General features: G+C 35.3%; 17 protein-coding genes. 4 read left to right on the top strand and 13 right to left on the bottom strand.

The genetic code is table 11. The features are described from left to right. The first annotated feature begins 67 nt into the window (after nucleotides 1-67). A complete protein-coding gene (locus tag MHH66_RS14825) occupies nucleotides 68-1435 on the top strand; it encodes an alanine/glycine:cation symporter family protein (RefSeq protein ID WP_002065299.1) in 1368 nt (455 codons plus the stop codon). A 48-nt stretch (nucleotides 1436-1483) separates the two neighbouring features. Here the strand turns inward: MHH66_RS14825 and MHH66_RS14830 are convergent, their stop codons facing one another. Together MHH66_RS14830 and MHH66_RS14835 are read right to left on the bottom strand one after the other, a co-directional pair. Beyond that, nucleotides 1484-2014 (bottom strand): DinB family protein, encoded by a 531-nt coding sequence (locus MHH66_RS14830; protein ID WP_002085719.1) that lies wholly within the window; start codon nucleotides 2012-2014, stop codon nucleotides 1484-1486. Nucleotides 2015-2028: 14 nt separating this feature from the next. Beyond that, on the bottom strand, nucleotides 2029-2796 hold the full coding sequence (locus MHH66_RS14835; protein WP_078185825.1) for a DUF3891 family protein: 768 nt from the start codon (nucleotides 2794-2796) through the stop codon (nucleotides 2029-2031). Between the two features lie 204 nt (nucleotides 2797-3000). Here MHH66_RS14835 and MHH66_RS14840 point away from each other — a divergent pair, with 204 nt between their 5' ends. After that, on the top strand, nucleotides 3001-3273 hold the full coding sequence (locus MHH66_RS14840; protein WP_002012780.1) for an HU family DNA-binding protein: 273 nt from the start codon (nucleotides 3001-3003) through the stop codon (nucleotides 3271-3273). Nucleotides 3274-3323: 50 nt separating this feature from the next. Here the strand turns inward: MHH66_RS14840 and MHH66_RS14845 are convergent, their stop codons facing one another. The 10 genes from MHH66_RS14845 to MHH66_RS14890 form a co-directional block, all read right to left on the bottom strand. Continuing rightward, nucleotides 3324-3866 (bottom strand): hypothetical protein, encoded by a 543-nt coding sequence (locus tag MHH66_RS14845; protein ID WP_002012778.1) that lies wholly within the window; start codon nucleotides 3864-3866, stop codon nucleotides 3324-3326. A 36-nt stretch (nucleotides 3867-3902) separates the two neighbouring features. Further along, nucleotides 3903-4652 carry a 4'-phosphopantetheinyl transferase Sfp gene (gene sfp / locus MHH66_RS14850; RefSeq protein WP_002031914.1) on the bottom strand — a complete coding sequence of 250 codons (750 nt, stop codon included), beginning with the start codon at nucleotides 4650-4652 and terminating at the stop codon, nucleotides 3903-3905. A 64-nt stretch (nucleotides 4653-4716) separates the two neighbouring features. After that, the gene (locus tag MHH66_RS14855; protein ID WP_078185826.1) at nucleotides 4717-6159 is read right to left on the bottom strand and encodes an MDR family MFS transporter; all 1443 of its coding nucleotides are present in this window, start codon (nucleotides 6157-6159) and stop codon (nucleotides 4717-4719) included. Continuing rightward, nucleotides 6159-6383 carry an MbtH family protein gene (locus MHH66_RS14860; protein ID WP_000184075.1) on the bottom strand — a complete coding sequence of 75 codons (225 nt, stop codon included), beginning with the start codon at nucleotides 6381-6383 and terminating at the stop codon, nucleotides 6159-6161. The genes MHH66_RS14855 and MHH66_RS14860 overlap by 1 nt, the downstream gene beginning before the upstream one ends. Further along, complete coding sequence (locus MHH66_RS14865) at nucleotides 6380-13540, bottom strand: amino acid adenylation domain-containing protein (RefSeq protein ID WP_078185827.1); 7161 nt, start codon at nucleotides 13538-13540, stop codon at nucleotides 6380-6382. Before MHH66_RS14865 ends, MHH66_RS14860 begins: the two co-directional genes overlap by 4 nt. 33 nt (nucleotides 13541-13573) lie before the next feature. Then, nucleotides 13574-14467, bottom strand: a complete 894-nt coding sequence (locus tag MHH66_RS14870) for an isochorismatase family protein (protein WP_078185828.1) — start codon at nucleotides 14465-14467, stop codon at nucleotides 13574-13576. Between the two features lie 24 nt (nucleotides 14468-14491). Further along, entirely contained in the window at nucleotides 14492-16108 is a 1617-nt protein-coding gene (locus MHH66_RS14875) for a (2,3-dihydroxybenzoyl)adenylate synthase (protein WP_078185829.1), read from the bottom strand. A 12-nt stretch (nucleotides 16109-16120) separates the two neighbouring features. Beyond that, nucleotides 16121-17320: an isochorismate synthase DhbC gene (dhbC, locus tag MHH66_RS14880; RefSeq protein WP_078185830.1), complete on the bottom strand. Its 1200-nt coding sequence runs from the start codon at nucleotides 17318-17320 to the stop codon at nucleotides 16121-16123. 26 nt (nucleotides 17321-17346) lie between these two features. Then, nucleotides 17347-18132 carry a 2,3-dihydro-2,3-dihydroxybenzoate dehydrogenase gene (dhbA, locus tag MHH66_RS14885; RefSeq protein WP_002012767.1) on the bottom strand — a complete coding sequence of 262 codons (786 nt, stop codon included), beginning with the start codon at nucleotides 18130-18132 and terminating at the stop codon, nucleotides 17347-17349. A 630-nt stretch (nucleotides 18133-18762) separates the two neighbouring features. Beyond that, on the bottom strand, nucleotides 18763-19965 hold the full coding sequence (locus MHH66_RS14890; protein WP_063219575.1) for an L-lactate MFS transporter: 1203 nt from the start codon (nucleotides 19963-19965) through the stop codon (nucleotides 18763-18765). A gap of 693 nt (nucleotides 19966-20658) precedes the next feature. On the opposite strand from MHH66_RS14890, the gene MHH66_RS14895 reads away from it, so the two are divergent. Next, nucleotides 20659-20844: a YkvS family protein gene (locus MHH66_RS14895; protein WP_002012762.1), complete on the top strand. Its 186-nt coding sequence runs from the start codon at nucleotides 20659-20661 to the stop codon at nucleotides 20842-20844. A gap of 63 nt (nucleotides 20845-20907) precedes the next feature. Here the strand turns inward: MHH66_RS14895 and MHH66_RS14900 are convergent, their stop codons facing one another. Beyond that, nucleotides 20908-21207, bottom strand: a complete 300-nt coding sequence (locus tag MHH66_RS14900) for an ArsR/SmtB family transcription factor (RefSeq protein WP_002012759.1) — start codon at nucleotides 21205-21207, stop codon at nucleotides 20908-20910. A 335-nt stretch (nucleotides 21208-21542) separates the two neighbouring features. Between MHH66_RS14900 and MHH66_RS14905 the strand changes: the two genes are divergently transcribed. After that, nucleotides 21543-21716, top strand: coding sequence for a hypothetical protein (locus tag MHH66_RS14905; protein WP_002031929.1), 174 nt, complete (start codon nucleotides 21543-21545; stop codon nucleotides 21714-21716). The last annotated feature ends 67 nt before the right edge of the window (nucleotides 21717-21783 follow it).

Below are 21783 nucleotides of genomic sequence, written 5' to 3' on the forward strand. Positions count from 1 at the left end.
TGTTTCTCCAGAGACCATTTCATTTCCTTGAAGTGGTTTTTATTTTTTCTAAAAAAGGAGAATACAGATGGAAACAGTAAGTAAAGTATTAGAACAAATTAATCAATATGTGTGGGGGTTACCAACTTTGTTGCTACTCGTTGGAACTGGTATCATTCTCACAGTGCGCTTAAAAGGTTTACAGTTTAGTAAACTAATATACGCTCACAAACTAGCTTTTAAAAAATCAGAGGATACATCATCTTCTGGAGATATTAGTCACTTCCAAGCACTGATGACAGCTATGGCTGCAACGATTGGTATGGGAAATATAGCAGGTGTCGCAACTGCTGTGACAATCGGTGGACCCGGCGCAATCTTTTGGATGTGGATTACTGCTTTATTTGGAATGGCAACAAAGTATGCCGAAGCAATCCTTGCGGTGAAATACCGTGTTAGTAATGAAAATGGTGAATACTCCGGTGGACCAATGTATTATTTAGAACGTGGTTTAGGGAAAAAATGGCTGGCTGTTTTATTCGCTATATTCGGCACAGCTGCTTCTTTCGGTATCGGTAATATGGTTCAATCTAATTCCGTTGCAGAGGCAATGCGAATCAATTTTTCTTTCCCTCCTGCATTAACTGGTATACTCATGTCATTCTTAATCGCTATCGTTATTTTGGGCGGTGTAAAAAAGATTGGTAGAGTTACTGGATATATCGTTCCTATTAAAGCATTCTTTTATATAATCGCTGGCCTTATTATTATTTTCTATCACTTTGATCAAATTCCAGAAGCATTTTCACTTATTTTTTCTGGTGCATTTCAAGGTACTGCAGCCGCTGGTGGTTTTATCGGAGCAACAGTTGCATCTGCAATTCAAATAGGAATGGCACGTGGTGTATTTGCTAACGAGGCTGGTTTAGGAAGTGCTCCTATTGCTGCGGCTGCTGCCAAAACAGATTCACCTGCAAAACAAGCTTTAGTTTCTATGACTGGTACTTTTCTAGATACATTTATTGTATGTACAATTACGGGGCTAGTATTAATTACTACAGGCGCATGGAAATCAGGTAAAACTGGTGTTGAAGCTACAACATTAGCATTCCAATCCGTATTCGGTACTGCTGGTAGTATGATTCTCGGTATCGCCATTATATTATTCGCCTACTCTACTATTTTAGGTTGGTCGTATTATGGAGAGAAGTGTGTAGCTTATTTATTCGGACAAGGTGCTGTACGATATTATAAAGCAATCTTTATCGTTATGATTGCAATAGGTGCTAATTTAAAGCTAGGTGTCGTATGGACATTTGCCGATATTGCAAATGGACTTATGGCGATTCCAAACTTAATTGGTCTAATCGGATTAAGTGGTATTGTTGTCGCTGAAACGAATCGCTTTTTACAAGCAGAGAAATTGAAAGAAAGCAATAAAAAACAGGCAAGTTAATCACTAAAAAAGGAATGGCTCATTTATAATAAGCCATTCCTTTTTTCTCTATTTCAATTCCTTTCCCTCCTGAACCATATGTAAATAAAGTACAAAATCCATCATTGTAGATGAATAACCAAGTTGACGGATCATTGCTGTTATATTCCCTCTATGATATGTACCATGATTTACGACGTGTTGCACTAACTCTAAAATGGAAGTGTCTAATGCACCTGCATATGGGTTCTCAATAACAAATACAGTATTTACGTCTTGTATTCTACTTAAAAATTCTTTATATTGATTTGCCATGTTTTCAAACATTTTTTCTAATTCATGTAACGATTTAGTTTCGATTTGTTTTCGTAATTTTTCTCGGTCTTGTATTACTTCACTCATACTTTTACCATGCAATATGTGTAACCACACTTGATCTGTAATATAAATATGTACAAAAGTATCCTTAATTGATGGGAATACACTCTGTATCTGTTCATTAAAAATTGTCTCATAGTTTGGTAACTCTTTTAGTCGGTTGAATAATCGTGTATTAGCCCAAGCATGGTAATCAAACTGTTTTAACATGTAATCTTTCAATCTAAATCGCCTCCTTATTGTATGAAACGAATGTTTTGCTTCTTCATTTCCGATTCTCTATCAGCTTTTACAATCCCTTTTTCTTTAACTTCATGTTTATTTATAGTTTTATATTTTACATACGTATGAAATTCCGTTTTAAATGGAAACGATGTTATTTGAATTGTTTCTTCATCCACCCATTCAGCTTGAATAGGCTTCTCCCCCTTACTATTAAACATTTCTGTTCCTTCAAAACCCTCTTTAAATAAATCAATTTCATCTTTCTTTTTTACACCAGGTTTATTCATACATACATATAAAGAAAGTTCATCACAAAACTTTAATAATCTATAATGTTTATCAAACATCGCATATTGTTCTTTTGTTAACGTTTTCAAAATTCTTTTTTGTCGTTCCAATTCATTTTTATAAAAAGACATCATCTCTTCATCTTCCTCATTTAATGAAAATGATAAAAAGTGCTTACTACAAAGTAGCGCCCCGTATGGATTTGACTCTTCAACTGCATTCAAACCAATCGTATAAAAAACAAAGCGTAATGAACTTGGACAATCCATAAATGTATATGGAATATTTTTAGCATCATTCAAAATTGGTACTTTATCAAGCTCTATCCATCCTCTATCATGCTCATATATAGCATCAATTGTCTCTTTTAAGTATATTTTATCTTCAAAAAAATCTTCTATTATATGTCTTGCAATTTCACCAGCTAAAAAACCATGATCATGTTGACGAATTAATATACTTTCTTTCTCATTCTTTTCACGAAAAATCATCCGTATATTCCCCCTCATCCTCATATTACAGCTTGTTGTATGCATCAATTCTTAATTAATCCCTAAATATTAGCAGGGATTCAGTTTCTTTCAACGAAATTAACATAAATATACAGCATTCTTTCTAATCACAAAGTTAGCTTTATCTTTACTAACCATTATACTAAAACATTCATTCTAAAAAATTTTTTATGAGGTGAAAACATGAACAAAACAGAATTAGTTAAAAATGTAGCACAATCAGCTGATATTTCTCAAAAGGATGCTTCTGCAGCTGTACAATCCGTATTTGACACAATTGCTAATGCATTACAATCTGGCGATAAAGTGCAACTAATCGGCTTTGGAACTTTTGAAGTGCGTGAAAGATCTGCTCGTACAGGGCGTAATCCGCAAACTGGAGAAGAAATTCAGATTGCTGCTGGTAAAGTTCCAGCATTTAAAGCAGGAAAAGAATTAAAAGAAGCTGTTAAATAAACAAGAAACCAGCCATTTTATAGGCTGGTTTCTTGTTTATTGTTTATTTCTTATTTAAGCAGTTCCTTTATATTCTCTGCATGATACACTTCACAAATATAAAATACACATTTGCAGTTACTTACAATTTGATATTTTCTAGTTGGATAAACATTCGCCGCAACAGAACATCCATCAAACAATTCGATAATATTTCCAGATGGCTGATATCCTTCATATAATACGTTTCTTCTTACTTCCATCTTTTCTATAAGGTTTTCAACAGGAATATTTCCACTCTCTAATTCACTCTTTATTGTATCCGGTAAAAACGAAGTGTCTGCAAAAATTAGATTTTCAGATAACACCTTACCTTTATAACTAACATTAGATACGCGATAAAGAAATGTTCCGTTTTTATCAAAGAAATTCTTTGCTTCTTTCGGAATGTATTGTCTATCGAGCGCTTCCTGTTCAAGTACATCAAACTGAACTGTATCTTTTACAAGTTTTTCTAAAGCTAGAATAGATGACGTATTTCTAGAAAACAACATATCTTTAATTGCCTGTACATTATAAGTTAATTCAGTTTTTCTATTTTCCGCTACTAACATGAGGAACACCTCTTCTATAAGAAATTTTATTAAAAATTAACGATGATTTAATAGCAATCCCGCGTCTAACTGCGTAATTTCAGTTACTTCTTTACTAAATATTGCAATGGAAGCCATATAATCTAAACTAGGTCTTACATCTTCCATCATTGTATTTTCTGCTAACTCTTGTCTATCTTTAAAAATCAACAATTTTGGAGGGTCATTTGGAGCTGATACTGTAATTTCTACTGGTGGAATCAATAGTCCTTCACCTGTCGCTTTCAGCACTGCTTCTTTTCGAGTCCAATATGTTAAAAACCCTTCTAGTCGCTGCTCATCAGGTAATTTCATAACTTGTGCTATTTCAATGTCTGTTAATACGCCCTCTGCCATTTTCATAACATCTATATTTGGATTCATTTGCTCAACATCAACACCCACAGGTGCAGATTTAGTAAATGCCACAACAACCCACTCACCCGAATGTGAGACTGATATTTGCGGCATCCCTTCTGGTAACTGTGGTCTGCCATGTTGTAATTTACATACTGGGCACATTCGATCAATTGGCACTTGAACTGGCGACATAGAAAGTACCTTTCCAAGTACTAATCTACTAATTACACAACCTATTATAAAACGCGCACGGTCTGCCGAATGATGATATGAATTTGCTTTCTCTCGCTCTACATCATTTAGTAAATTGTAATGCCATGATTGTAAATCTGAAATTCTTGCCCACCATATTTGACAACTATTCTCATTAAGGGTTGGTACAGAATCTACAACTTTACTCTCTATCATGTAAACTCTCTCCTTTTAAATGCCAATATTACTTTATTTTAAAAGAGTATTAGCATGCTGCAACTCATTCATTTACAACTTCTTTCTCTTTTTGTAATACAGATAACGGCTTTTTATTCTTCTTTGACATTACCTCTTTATCGGAAATACGTAAAGAAAATAGTAATGCTATGAGTAAAAATATTGCTGATCCAATTAATGCTGCTTGATATGGTGAAAAATCTGACTGTGCATTATTCTGTACGTTATTACTTCCAAAACCAGATAGTATACTAGCTAAAACAGCAACTCCTATTGCAGATCCTAATCGGTTTTGCACATTGAATATAGTAGTTGCTCTCCCCATAGAAGGTGGTGCAATATTGTTTAAAGCAGAAAATTGAACCGCACCGACAGATTGACCTAAGAAAATACCAATGCCAAACAATAGTGCCCGAATTTGCCATGGATTCGTATCATGATTTACAAAACTTAATAAAATAAAGATAACCGCCGTACTTACTAATCCAATAGAGATTACCTTTCGAGCTCCTAATTTCTTATATGACCATGGTACAATCTGCGAAGAAATCATTAATCCAATCGCCTCTGGGAATGTAGTAAGACCCGATTCCAGCGCGGAAACTCCTATTACATTTTGATACATAAGCGGAAAAATAAATAACATTCCTAGTAAACCAGCTGATGAAAACAACGAAATAAGACTCATTTTTCTAAAGACCGGTTCTTTTAATAAGTGTAAATCTAACATCGGTTGCTTTACTTTAAGTTCTACAATAATAAACAATGTAAGTAATACAATCCCAGCTATCCCAATACTAATTATTTCTGGAGAAACCCAACCTTTTGACGGGCCTTGACTGAGTGCATAGATGAGCATCGCAAAACCTGGTGCTGAAAGAACAAAACCGAGAGAATCAAAACGACCCGCCGATTTTTCAATATGCTCTGCTAAAAATAGAAGTCCAAATAGCAACGCAATGATACCAAACGGCAGATTAATATAAAATGCCCAGCGCCAAGACATTTGATCTACAAAGAAACCACCAATAATTGGTCCGATCGCTGGTGCTACAGCAATTGGAAGTACAATAAATCGAGAAATTTTTGGTCTTTCCTCTGGTGAAAATGTTCGGAATAACATCGCCATCCCGACTGGTGTTAAAAGTCCGCCACCAGCACCTTGAATGATACGAAAAATGTTTAATGAAGTAATATCATTAGCAATTCCACATAGTGCAGATGCAATTGTAAAAACGAAAAGGGCAGTTAAAAATACTTTTTTCGTACCAAAGCGATCTCCTAACCAACCAGAAATCGGAAGGAAAATAGCTAAGCTAACTAAATACCCAACATTTACAGTCCCCATTGCAGATGGGGGCACTTGCAGTTCTTTGCTTATCGTTTGCAATGCTACATTCACAATCGTTGCATCCATCGCAGCCATAAACATCGCTGTTATATAAACGATGCTTACAACTACTTTTGGATTTATTTTTACTTTCATTATTGTTTTCCTACTAATATTTTTTCGCTAATTTGATTTTTTTTCGGCTCTAAATCATTCCAGTTAACTTCAACGTATTCTAAGCAAACTTGTCTGCTAGCTTCTTCATGTACGACATTCCATCCAATTGGTACATCGAGAAAGGCAGGCCAGAGAGAATACTGGCCCTCCTCATTCATTAATACTTTATATGTGTAATTATCATTTTCAAATGGATTCGTCATACTTTACTTACCCCTTTCTTATTCTGCAAATATTTCGCTAGCACTTGTCCAATTTCTGTAAGTGGACCTGGCTGACATAAATCTTTATGTCTACAATCAATGTCATGCTGCACGATTTCCCCGTCTAAATAATTTAGCCACGTATTTGGAGAAATAGGATCAAACCAGTCTGGTATAACAGTAGATCTAAAGAATAAAATATCCCCGTTATAAACTTTTGGCACGTATTTCCCTAACAGCCCTACTGAATTTACATATGTTTCTTTCAAGTTTAAAATAGTCTCTTCCTCAAGACTTGCTAATGCACTTCCATCTTTGCGAAGTATTGCAACCGCACTTTCCATAGTAAGTGGTTTACCATCCATGTTATCTGGATCATATCCACCTAAAGCAAGTAATGCGATTAACGCTTCTTCTTCAGTAGGTGCTTCCGTATTCGGTAAGAAGTGACCAGGATACGAATCCAGCATAACGAGTAATTCTACTTCTTCCCCTTCATTTTGAAGTTGCGCCGCCATTGCATGAACAACATTTCCTCCAAGCGACCATCCGAGTAAACGATATGGTCCGTGAGGCTGTATTCCACGAACCTGTTTTAAATAATCCGCCGCCATCTCCTCTAAGCTTTTTGGAAGTTCTTCATTTTCAGCGATACCACGTGCTTGTACACCATAGATTGGATAATCTGTTCCTAAAGATTTCATAAGTCCTGCATAGCACCAACTTAATCCACCTGCTGGATGTACACAAAATAATGGTAATTGATCTCCGCTTGCTCGTAATGGAAGCAACACATCAAGTGCACTTTGACCATTCCCCATTTCAAGTCTTTCAGCAAGCCCTGCAACAGTAGGTGCTGCAAATAAAGTTCCGATATTTAGTTCAACTCCAAGTGCCTCTTTAATGCGACTCATCAGCTGCACTGCAAGAAGTGAATGACCACCAAGATCAAAGAATCCATCATCAATTCCAATTTGAGACACACTTAAAACTTCTGTAAACAAGTCACATAACATTTCTTCTTGCGGTGTTCTCGGTCCGCGGCTAGAAGATGATGCAATAAATTCTGGAGCTGGCAATGCCTTTCTATCTAATTTACCGTTTGGAGTTAAAGGTAACTCATTTACTACTACAAAAGCGTACGGAACCATGTAATCTGGTAAACTACCTCCTGCATGCTGACGCATTTCATTCGTATCAATCGTTTCATTATTTGATGCGATGATATAAGAAACTAATCGTTTATCCCCTGGTTGATCTTCCCGTACAATAACTGCTACTTGTTCAACTTTAGGATGTTTCATTATTACCGCTTCTATTTCCCCTAATTCAATTCGGAATCCACGAATTTTAATTTGATGATCTGCACGTCCTATATAATCTAACGTCCCATCTTGACGCCAGCGCGCTAGGTCCCCTGTACGATACATTCTTGTACCTGGCTTCCCAAATGGATCTGCGATAAAACGTTCAGCAGTTAATCCTGCTCTTCCTAAATATCCACGAGCCAGTCCTGCACCTACAACATACATTTCTCCAACTACTCCAGGTGGCATCGGTTGTAAATAGTTATCTAATACGTATACTTTAAGATCCGGTATACTGCACCCGATTAAACTATTTGCTCGTAAAGAGACGATGCTCTCATCTAATTCAATATAACTAACATGTACCGTCGTCTCCGTTATACCGTACATATTAATAAGCTTCGGTGAGTTATGAGGATGACGACTATACCAATCTTCTAATCGACTTAGTTCAAGTGCTTCTCCTCCAAAAACAACATATCGTAAAGATAATTTTTGACCAATCTCTTCATTTTCACGATCGGCTTGCATCAATTGATAGAACGCTGATGGAGTTTGGTTTAAAACAGTCACCTTTTCCTTAACAAGCAGTTGTAAAAATTCTTTCGGCGAGCGACTTACAGTATGTGGTACTACAACTAAACGCCCTCCATATAATAAAGGTCCCCAAATTTCCCAAACCGAGAAATCAAAAGCGTATGAATGGAACATCGTCCACACATCGTCTGCGTCAAATTGGAACCAATGATCAGTTGCTCCTAAAAGTCTTACTACATTTTGATGAGGTATCATAACCCCTTTCGGTCTACCTGTTGAGCCTGACGTATAAATAACGTAAGCAATATGTGAAGGAGATAACGGCTTCATGCGCTCCATTTCATCTATATTGTCTTCACTATATTTCTCAATTTCTTCTATTACGTTCACATCATCAACTAAAATCTTTAGTGTCTCATCACATTCAATTTCCACATCTGAATTTGTTAAAACACATGATGGTTTCGCATCGTGTAGCATAAATGAGATACGATCTGACGGATAATCCGGATCTAACGGAAGGTATCCCGCACCAGCTTTAAGAACAGCAAGTAAGCTTACAACCATATTTAAAGATCTCGGCATCGCTAAAGCAACAAGTTGATCAGGACCGATTCCTTTCGCTATTAACAAACGAGCTATTTTATTCGCTTTTCTATTTAACTCTTCATAAGTTAGCTTTTCATCTTCAAAGACGACAGCAATAGAATTTTGATTTACATGAGCCTGCTTTTCAAATAATTGTGGCAATGTCATTTCAGGTACAATTTGAAAACCACCATTCCACTTTTCTAAAACTGTATTTCGCTCTGCTAAAGTTAATATTTCTAATCTACCAATTGATTGATCCGGATGTTTCTCTGCATCATCTAATAATAGAATGAATCGTTCTATTAGTTTTTGAACCGTTTCACGTTTATATAAATCGGTACTAAACTCTAACAATCCGTGTAAGCCGTTTGGAGTACCATCAACTCTGTTACTCTCGCTAATTTCAAATGTTAAATCAAATTTTGCAGAACCAACACTTTGAATTTCAAGGCTCGCTTCTAAATCCGGTACATTAAACGTTGCTTCTGGCGTATTTTGAAAAGCTAACATAACTTGAAACAGCGGATGACTATTTCGAGTTCGTACTGGGTTTAACACTTCAACAAGTCGTTCAAATGGAACATCTTGATTTTCATAAGCTGCAAGGTTTACCTGTTTCACTCTATTTAATAATTCTTTAAAACTTGGATCTCCTGATGTATTTGTGCGTAACACTAATGTATTTACAAATAAACCAACTATATCCGTGAGTACATCGTCGTTTCTTCCAGCAATCGGACTACCTAATGGTATATCAGTTCCAGCACCTAATCTTGTAAATAAGGCACTTAGTCCTGCTTGCAACACCATAAACAAACTAACTCCATTTTTACGAGCGAGCTCCACTAATCTACTATGCATACCTTCATCTAAATGAAAATGAATTGTTTCCCCGCGATAACTAGTTTCAATTGGGCGCTGGTAATCTGTAGGTAACTCTATTTGATCTGGTAAACCTTTTAACTCTTCTTTCCAAAAATCTAATTGTGTTGAAATAATACTGTCTGGTTTTGTTTCATCACCTAATAGCTGTTGTTGCCATAGTGAATAATCTGCGTATTGAACTGGAAGGGTTTCTAGTTGAACACTATCACCTTGACATCGTGCTTTATAAGCCGCTGTAAAGTCTCTCGTTAACGCTTGTAATGACCATCCATCTCCTACAATATGATGCAAAAGAATTAGTAAAACATGTTCGTTTTCACTCACTTTAAAAAGTTGCAAACGAATTGCTGGTTCGATATCAAGATTAAAGCTATATCTTACAGCTTCAGACAGTGTACTTTCTAATTCATCCTTACATGTATTTGTTATAATCATTTTTAAATTCAATTTATCCATTTCTAGAATTCTTTGATATGAACTGCCAAGTGAATTCGGGAAAATCGTTCTAAGTGTTTCATGTTTCTCAACTCCATCATAAAAGGCACCTTGCAGTGCTTCCTCATTCAATTTTCCAGACATACGAATGACTAACGGAATATTATAAGTAGGACTTGGACCTTCTAAACAATTTAAGAACCATAACCTGCGCTGTGCAAATGAAAGTGGAACTTCATTTGGCCTACTTACTTTCTTAATAGCTGGTCTTGCGCTTTTTGCATGATCCAATTGTTTCGCTAATTCAGCAACAGTTGGTAATTCAAATAGCTTTCCGATTCCTAATTCTACACTTAACGTTTCACGAATTCTTGCCATTAAACGAGATGCAAGAAGCGAATGGCCACCCATTTCAAAGAAATTATCATCTATACTAATTCGTGAAACACCAAGTACCTCAGCAAATAAATCACATAATATTTCTTCTTTCGGATTTCTAGCAACTCTCTCATTGTTCATTCCATTAAAATCAGGAGCAGGTAATTTCTTTCTATCAATCTTACCATTTGGCGTTAATGGTAATTCTTCTAGCACAACAAATGCCGATGGTACCATATAATTCGCTAAACTTTCTGAAACATAAGAACGAATTTCTGAAAGATTAATTGGTTCCTTCTCTTCGGCAACGATATACGCGATGATTCGTTTATCATTTGGGCGATCTTCTCGTACCATTACTACCGCTTGTTGAATATTTTCATGTCGTTGTAATACCGTTTCAATTTCAGCTAATTCAATTCGGAAACCGCGAATTTTAATTTGATGATCTGCGCGACTAATGTACTCTAACACACCATCGTTACGCCACTTCACAAGATCACCTGTGCGATACATACGCGCTCCAGCTTTCCCATAAGGATTTGCAACAAACCGTTCAGCTGTTAACTCAGGTTTTCCTAAATATCCGTTTGCAAGCCCTTCCCCTGCAATATATAATTCACCTATAACTCCAGGTGGAACTGGTTGTAACCCTGCATCCAATACATATACTTCTGTATTCCAAATTGGCTTTCCAATAGGAGGTATACCACTTTCACTTTCATCAATGTTCATGTAAGTAGACCAAATTGTCGTTTCAGTTGGTCCATATAAGTTACTTATAGAGCAACCTAATTCTTTTAATTTATTTGCTAAATGTGCTGGTAGAGCTTCACCACCAACGAGTACGTTTAGCTCTTGTAGCCGCTCTGGATATTCAGTTACTAACGCCTGCCAGAGCGTCGGTGTAGCTTGCATAATTGTCACTCTTTCTTCTTGTAAAAGTGTCGTTAATGCAGAAGGCTCTTGGATTACTTCTTTTTGAGCAATTGTTATACTTGCACCACTAATAAGAGGTAAATATATTTCTAGAGCAGAAATATCAAACGCAAACGTTGTAACCGCTAATAAATGATCGTTTTCATTTAATGAAAACGTATGTTGCATAGCCAATAAGAAGTTACTTAAACCTTTCATAGAAACAATTACACCTTTTGGATTTCCTGTTGATCCTGAAGTGTAAATTGTATACGCTGGATTTAAAAGTGATTCATTATTTTTAAATGATATATTCATAGGAGAATATGTTTTTAACGTTATTTTCGTTTCTTCGTTATCTAATATGATTTTTTTAATATCATTTTCTATAACTAAAGTAGATAAAACAGCTGAATGTGTTATGATACAAACCGGATTTGCATCATTTACTATATAATGAATTCGCTCGGCTGGGTATACTGGATCTATCGGTAAATACGCTGCACCTGCCTTTAGAACTGCTAACATACTAACTACCATTTCTATTGATCTTGGAAATACTAAGGCTACAAATTGATTTGCTTGTATTCCTTCTTCTACTAAATAGTTTGCAAGTTCATTTGCTCGTTCATTTAGCTCTTTATACGTAAGTTTTATCCCGTTACAAGTAACTGCTATATTATTTGGATTTTTTTGTACTTGTTTTTCAAATAATATAGGTAGATTAATTAGCTCTTCAGCTCTCTTAGTTTCATTCCATTCCAATAAAACTTTATGATTTTCTTCAGGAAGAGTAATGTTTATTTTTCCAATCGGCTCGTCTTTGTGATCATTATTTATCACTAATTCTAATAGATTCATAAATCTTTCTTTATGCAATGCTAGTTCCGCACCGTTATATACTTCCGGATTCGCATCAAAATGAATCATTAGCTCATTTTCATCGAAGCGCTTATATACATTTATCGATAAATCATCGACAGGTCCTGCTGATAAATTATGTGTAATGCCACGATTTCCAGCAAAATTAAGCCCATAATCAAAAGGCATAACATTCACTAACGGCCCAAACAACCTTTGATTTTCACCTAGTAGCTTTAAGTCTCTTCTTAACTCCTCATGACGGTATTTATGATGACGACGTACGTCTCGAATTTCTTTAGAAACTTGCTGTATTAATTCCGCAAGAGTTATATTTGGAGTTACAGTGAGACGAAGTGGAACTAAATTCATTACCATGCTTGGTGTATGAATAGATACAGAACCAAGACGCCCCATCATCGGTAAACCTAAAACAATATCATTTGCACCTGTTACTTTATGCATATAAATACTTGTTACAGCTACAACAAATTCGGGCCAACTCGTTAACGAAATATTAATATCTTCTAGTAAAGTTTTCGTACTAGCATTTGATAAATAAGCAGTTTCTCGTAAAAATCCATTTGATGTTCTCGGCGCTCGTTCTGCTAAACTTATAACTTCCGGTTCATCTGCAAACTTTTCTAACCAAAAAGTACGATCTTCCTGAAATTGTTTAGATTCACGATACTCATTATCTTCTTGTACAATTTTTGCAAGAGAACCAAATGGCTTTTCATTCTTATTTGTTTCTTCTATAAGTGATGTATACTCATTCGCTACCTTTTGGCTAAGAAGTGAAAATCCATAGCCATCCATCACAATGTGATGGATGCGCTGATACCAAAAGAAACGATTATTTTCAACTTGAATAAGTGCTTCAGTAAAAAATTTATCTTCTTTTAAATCTATCGGTACAGATAAATCATTTTTCATCCATTCCTTAGCAGCTTCTTCAGGATTTTCCTCTTTACGAACGTCAATAAAATGCATATGAAACTTTGACGATTCCTCAATAACTTGCCATGGGCCAATTTCATCCTCTTCGAAACGAACATGAAGTGCTTCTGCTTCTGTTATAACTTTACATACAGCTAACTCGAAAATTTCTTGATTAATATTTCCGTTTATTTCTATATATTCCCCAGTATTATAAATCGGATTAAGCGGATCTAATTGCTGCGCAAACCACATACCAAACTGCGCAGATGATAACGAATGACGAATCTTTTGACTTTTAGGCATTCTTTACTACCCCTTTATTATGTAGTCTATTTGTTACAGCACTTGTGCTACTTGTGAAGATAGTAAACGGTACCAATCATCAACAGTTGGACGTTCTGCTAAATCTGCAAAAGTGATTTCTTTCCCTTCGCGGCGCCACTTCTCTACTAAACTCATAATTCTGACCGAATCAAGTCCTCTATTTAATAAGTCTTCATCAACTTCAATACTCTCTACTGGCTCACGGAGTAGTTGTGCAACTAGTTCATGTACTTCCTGTAAAGTGATTCCTTCACTGTCATCGCTTTTTACACTTTGTAAATCTTTTAATAGTAAGTTTGTTGACGTCGTTACTGCACATCTATTAGATGCATACTCCAATGCTTGTTTATGATGCTCTAGTGAAAAATCAGCAACTGCATCTGCTACAAAAAATGGCTCTATACCATCCATAAAAGCTTCACAAGCTGTTAAAAGGCAACCAATATGCGCATAAATACCGCAAATAATAAGTTGATCTCTTCCCTGTTCATTTAAAATTTCTAATAGATTCGTCTTTTTAAATGCACTATATCTCCATTTTGTTAGGAATATATCATCCTCATCTGGAGTAAGTTCATCCACAATTTTCTTTTTGTCTGGTCCAGCAGGAATACCGTCACCCCAAAAATCTTGTAATAACCCTCGTTGTTCTAACGTTTGTCCACCAGGTTGTGCTGTATAAACAACTGGTATACCAAGTTCCTTACATCTTTCTCTTATCACCTTAATATTTGAAATTAGTTCTACTTTTGGCGATTCTGTATCGCTATATGCATCAAGAAAATATTCTTGCATGTCATGGATTAGAAGAACCGCACGTTTCGGATCTGGCGTCCAATTCACTTTATTTTTTGGTAGTTCTGATTCAATTGGCATTTTATATACTGAAATAGATGGGATAGCCATCTAATCACTTCCTTCCGATTTTTATTATTGTTTTACTGTAATAAGTTTTTCAGCAATGACTTTACGTAATTCTTTTTTGCTTACTTTTCCAACACCTGTTTGTGGGAAGGATTCAATAAATTCAATTCGATCTGGAATCTTATAAGCTGCTATACCACGTTCTCTTAAGAACATTTTTAACTCGTTTGCAGTTAGGACTTGTCCACGAGCGATAACAAAAGCGCAAGTGCGTTCTCCTAAATAATCGTCAGGCATAGATACAATTGCTACATCATGTACTGCATCATGTGCTAATAGATGATTTTCAACTTCTTCCGCAGCAACCTTCTCACCGCCACGATTAATTTGATCTTTATCTCTTCCTTCTACAATGATGTAACCTTGTTCATTTACTTTCACAAGATCTCCTGTACGATAAAATCCATCCTTTGTAAATGATCGTGCATTATGCTCTTCCGCTTTATAATAACCACGAATTGTATATGGCCCTCTTGTTAATAAACTTCCTACTTCACCGGGTTTTACATCGTTATCATTTTCATCAACAACCCTTACTTCATCGAATGTAGACATCGGTCTACCTTGCGTATGAATAATGATTTCTTCTGGATCATCTAGTCTTGTGTAATTTACTAACCCTTCCGCCATACCGAACACTTGCTGTAACGTACATCCGAATGTAGGGCGTATACGCTTCGCAACTTCGGCACTAAATTTCGCACCGCCTACTTGAATAACTTGCAGGCTTGATAAATCGTTATTACGGGAAGATACCGCATCAAGCCAAATCATTGCTAATGGTGGAACGAGCGCTGTAATCGTAACTTTTTCTTTTTCTATAAGAGTAAATGCCTCATCTGGACTACCTCCAGTTGCCAATACTACTTTTCCACCCGCATAGAAAGTTCCAAATGTCCCTGGAGAACTCATCGGGTAATTGTGTGCTACTGGAAGAACTGCCATATAGACACTTTCTGCATTTAAATTACAAATGTCAGCGCTAACACGTAAACTATAAATATAGTCATCATGTGTTCTAGGAATTAATTTAGAAAGTCCTGTCGTCCCTCCTGATAATTGGAGAAACGCAACATCACTTGGCTGAACTTCTGGTAACGGAATCGGATCCATATAAAGATCAGTTATGTTCACGAATTCTTCTTCTTCCCCCACTACGATTACATGTTGTAAAGCGGGAACTTTCTCTTTCACTTCTCTTGCTAGTTTTCGATAATCAAAGCCGAGAGCCTTATCTGAAATAACGTAAGCACTCGCTTCACCAAACTCGCAAAAATAACTAATTTCACTACTGCGATGAGAAGGTAGTGCAAAAACAGGGAATGCTCCAATGCGAAATAGCGCAAAGCATATTTCGAAAAACTCTATAATATTAGGTAACTGGATTACAACTCGATCTTCTTTCTTTATTCCTAAATTCAGTAAACCTGAAGCTAAGCGATCTACCTTTTTATCAAGTTCACTATACGTTATATGCGTATTACTACTTACAACCGCAATTTGATCCCCATATTTTTCAGCGCGCTCTTTTAACATCGAACCAAATGTTTCTCCAAGCCAACACCCTTCTTCTCGATAGCGATTGGCAAATTCTTTTGGCCATTCCGTATAACCTATTAACATTCTTTCTTCCCCCTATTTTTCATTCAGCGAATTATCTCTTAACCCTAAAGCCTTCAACATTGTTTGGAACTTAGCTGATGTTTCTGCTAACTCATCTTCTGGCTTTGATTCAGCAACAACTCCAGCACCTGCATATAAGCGAAGTGTATTCTCTTGCACTTCAGCACAACGAATTGTAACAATCCATTCGCCATCTCCATTTAAATCGCTCCACCCTAACATTCCTGTAAAGAATTCACGGTCAAATGGCTCAATTTTTTGAATAGCCTCTCTCGCTTCTTCCATTGGAGTTCCGCAAACTGCTGGCGTTGGATGAAGGGCAATTGCTAATTCTAAAGAAGACGTATTTGGGTCCTTTAGTTCACCTTTCACTTCCGTAGACAAATGCCACATTGCTTCACTATGAATAACTGAGGGTTTTTCTGGAACATGTAATATATGACAGTAAGGGCGAAGCGCAGCGGCAACCGATTCAACTACTACCGCATGTTCATGTAAATCTTTTGGAGAAGAAAGTAATTCTTCTGCCCTTCTTTTATCTTCTACTGGATCCTCACTTCGTGGTCTTGAGCCAGCCAACGGATTAGAAATTACTTGCATACCATGACGTGAAACAAGTAATTCAGGACTTGCTCCAATTAACGTCTTACTGTACTCGTTTTCATCTTTCGGCAAATTAACAGCAAATGTGTAGCCGTGCTTATTATGTTCCGCTAATTCACGGAGTAGTTTTTGTTGATCAATTTTCTCGGAAGACTTAACATCCAATGATCTGGATAGAACGATTTTTCTTAAATCTCCGTCCTGAATTTTTGCTATTCCTTGCTTCACACCATCCATATAAACTTCAGGAGCTGGAACCGGTGTCATTTCAAATGTCAGTTTCTCATTTCGTTTTATCTCATTTGTTGTCTCTAACTGTAAACGCTCAGCAATTCTACTATGTTCTGGTACGATAAGTTGAACTTCTTTTCTACGATCAAAAGGCAAAGCACCAACAACGATAGGATTCGGATTTCCGGCTTGTTTTGCATTACTTAATACCGCTTGTACAAGTTCTGGAAAACTTTCAATTTCATGATGTTTTACTGTAGTAAACTCTCCTTCTGTCAATATCGTTCGAGTTGGTGAAGCGAAAAAGAACGAAGATTCAGTTTTATAATCTTCTAATAATTTTTCTGACAGTTCCTTTATGGCTATAAGTTCATTCATAATATTAAAACCTCCTGAATTTTTTATTAAACTCCTAATGTAGCTCCGCCATCGACACATAAATTGTGCATTGTAATATGACTCGCTTTATCAGAAGCTAAAAACAATACTGCTTCAGCAATTTCTGAAGGTTGTGCAATTTTTTGTAACGGAATACCGAGTCTATATGTATTTTGAGAACCAGCAATTATATTTTCAGCTCCATTCTCATCAGCCCATAGTAATCTTTGCATTTCAGTTTCAGTAGAACCAGGAGAAACTAAGTTGCAGCGAATATTGTATGCTGCAAGCTCTAATCCTAAACACTTCATAAACATTGTGGTTGCGGCTTTTGATGCAGCGTACGCAGCCATTTCCATTCTCGGAGTATTTGCCGCATTTGAACCAACTGTAACAATTGCCCCTGACCTTCTTTGCATCATATGTTTACTTACTGCTCGAGACATATAGAAAACTCCTGTAGAATTTACAGAGAAGGTTTTATTCCAATCTTCATCACTTAAAGAGTGAATTGGTCCCATACGTAATACCCCTGCAACATTTATTAATATATCTATTGGTGCTATATCATTTTCAATACCGTTTACCATATCTTCAACAGCGGTACTATCACTCACATCTAAATGAAATGTTTTCATACGTGTTTCATTTAATTCATTTTCATTTAAGAGTACGTTTAACCCCTCTTCATTTTGATCAACCGCAATAACTGTAGCTCCTCTTTCTAAAAACATTTTGGCAACAACACTGCCTATACCTTGAGCTGCACCTGTTACTAAAACCGTTTTTCCATCAAATTCCCCTAAGTTCATTTCCTCTATCCTTTCATTTGAAAATTGATCTAATTAAACAAATAGTAATAATGATAACGATTATCACTATCAATGTAAAAAATAATACACTTACTAAACTAATTGGTCAAGTGTACTTTTCATCAAAATATTATTCATTGATAATGTTTTTCATTTAATATTCTTACATCGAAATGATAATCTTTCTCAATAAACTTGTCAACCTATTTTTATTTTTCAGATAAAATATTTTAGTACTTCTCAATACAATTACATCTAAAAGCATTAATAAGTACTTACATTAAAAAAATTTAATTCGTACTCCTCTTTTTAAAATTGAAGAAGATAAACTGTAGATACCTTCATTTACAAAGCCTTACCAAAAACTCAAGTATATATTTTCTCAACATTTTTCTGAAAATATCGAGAAAGTATATCTTGCAATTACCGATACATGTCGTGTTTATAATTTAAGATTTAATAAGTATTTCGAATATAATATATCAATTTATGATATTCCAATATAATCCAAACGGATACTTTACTCATTTTTTTGCCTCTAGAAAATTCCACATGTTGTAATTCATAAAAAAGCACCCTATTAAATAGGGTGCTTTTTAGTAAACATAGTGTTAAAGAAGATTTATATACTTACGCTACACTGCGATACTCTTCTTCTTTTTCTTTTTTCTGCTTAGGCACTTGGATTAAAAGTGCGATAATAAATGATACGACACATAATACGCCGATCACCATGAAAGTTGGTTTGAATCCACCTAGAACTGCACCGATAAAGGAACCAGCGAGCGCTCCAAATCCAAATCCTTGATACACAATTCCGTAGTTCTTACTATGGTTTTTCATACCGTAGAAATCACCAACGATAGCTGGGAAAATAGTGATATTTCCACCAAAGCAAAACGCTACACTTGCTACACATACGAAGTAGATACCATAATTTAAATCTACGAAACTTAAAACCAAGACTGAAGCTGCCATAACAACAAATGTACCAGTAACGATTTTTAAACGGCCGATTTTATCTGATAACGGTCCTAAAATAATACGACCTAATGTATTGAAGATTGCAACCATAGCCACCGCATTAGCTGCTGTCGCTGCGCTAAGCCCTACAAGTTGAACACCAATGTCTTTTACCATACCAATTAAGTATAAGCCACTCATACATGATGTAAATAACATAATAAATAATAAGTATACTTGTTTTGTGCCTAACATTTCTTTCGTTGTATATTCCTGAGTTTTTGTTTCATGAACTGCTCCTTGATCTGCAGCTTGATGGATTAAACAAGCGCCAAGGACAATCATAGCTGTAACAATTAAACCCCAGTATATAAACGCTTGTGATACACCAACTGATTCAATTAACTGTGCGTTAATATATTTAAAAATTAAGCTACCCGAACCATATGCAGAGACAGAAATACCAGCAATTAAACCTTTACGCTTTGGAAACCACTTTATTAAATTGGATAATGAAGTGATATATGCTGTACCATCTGCATAACCTACAACAACCCCTGCTAGTACATAAAGCAATATTAATGAGGAAGCTTGTGAACTAAGTATTAATCCTAGTCCTAATGCTAGTCCAGCTATCATAATAAGTTTACGAAGTCCCCATTTTTCTTGCAATTTACTCGCAAACAAAGTTGAAAACGCTAAAGACAGGCTAGTAATTGAGAATGTTATAGCAACAGCGTTAAGACTCCAACCGTATTTACTCACTAAGGGCTGATTGAATAAGCTCCATGTATATATCGTACCAAGCCCCATTTGTACTATGACTGTTCCAAGGACAACAAGCCATGGATTAACCGATGATTTTTTCATACCATCTCTCCTCCTCTTTCTATTTCAATGCTATTCGCTAAATATGCTTTTTTTATTTTTATTTTCGCCACCTCATTTGATTTAACAACTTCATTGTATAGGATGTTTCCGTTTATGTAAGCACTTACAAGATGGAGCGTCAAAAATATGGAATCAGTTACAGAAAACGAAGGGTGAAATACAAAAAACTACTTGTTAAATACGTAGTAGTTTTTATAATGTTTTACATCAATACGACTTATGTGTGTTTTCATATCCCCTTTTATACAAAGTTATGCGCCCTGTTACACCATGGCTGGACTTCAAAATTTTGATTATCCTATACAAATAAAAAAACACCATATTCTTTTTAACTCCCCAGCTTTATAACATGTTGCTTCTATATTTCTTAATACAAATAATTTAATATTCTTGTAATCTGGCTTCTCATTACAATGCTTGTAATCAAAAATCCCACCATTTCCACTTCCGTATATCTTGTTTTTCTAACGAAACATACAAAATTACAACGTTTTTTACAATTTTCTACATAAAAACAGAAAATATATAATTCATTTACATAACTTTGCACTTTAATTTTTATTAAACAACAAATATTTTATTGATAAATAAAACTAAACATTCACTAATATATCTATACGTGGTTTAATATATATAATAAACAAACATTTCTGACTTTTATAAGGAGGTACTATGAAAGCAAACGTAGGCGATACTATACTATTTCAACGAAATAACTTAAAGATCACAGCATCTGTACTAAAACTATACACTGAATCGGTCTTAGTTGAAGTCACAGATGTAAGCGGTGGTACTTTTGAATTTGACCGAACAATTGTAAATCATAAAAACTATAAAATTTTAAATGCAAATAAATAAAACAATACAATACAAAATAGCCCCTGCTTAACAGCGGAGGCTATTTTGTATAATAACAATTCATTAATTTACATATCCTAAAACACTAACAATCTTGCTTGCTTTTAAATTATTAATATAATAATAAATTTCTAACCCTCTTCTCTCAGCTCTTAGCACTTTACCTTTCATTTTTGATAAATGCTGCGAAACAGTCGATTGAGGAATATTCAATATTTCTGTTAATTGTGTTACATTACAAGTTTTGCGTGCACTTAATTCATTTACAATTTGTAATCGTATTGGATGCGCCATTATTTTTAAAATATCCACATCTTCTTCAGTTACTAAACTTTTTTTTATCTCGCTCGTATATGTTGTCATAAGACATTCCCCTTTTATTTGAATTCCTTTTTATTAAAATCTGCTTCTAAATAAAATATTATCTCTAATATACAATTAAGACCCTTATATAGAAATAATAGGATTTTGATTATTTAAAAACAGCAATACTATACAATTTCATCTATTTGGTACATATACATAATACAATTTCAATTTGTGCTCTATGTGAAGTTAGCATAAATTTATAATGAAGATTTTTCAAACAATTCACATCTAACTATATACTTCCTCATAATACTATCCAGTGATTTTAACATATTTTAGGCATTTGTATATACTATTGCAAAACACATTCTTATTGAGGGGGAATTTATATGCCAACACCGTTACAAGAACAAGTTGAAGAAGCGCGTGAAACGTATGTCAGTCGTATTATTTTAGTTGGTGGTTCAGCTTTATTTTTAACAGGTGGTGTTATATCTGCAATTTCAGCCTTTAAAAGTTATAACCGTTTGGCAAATACGCCACCTTCTTCAAATGATTCATAATTGCATCATTCATTCCTTTAAATAATAAAGATGCCGCCTCTACTATAGAGACGGCTTTATATAAAAA

The organism is Bacillus sp. FSL H8-0492 (genome assembly GCF_038006145.1).
Lineage (GTDB): Bacteria > Bacillota > Bacilli > Bacillales > Bacillaceae_G > Bacillus_A > Bacillus_A mycoides.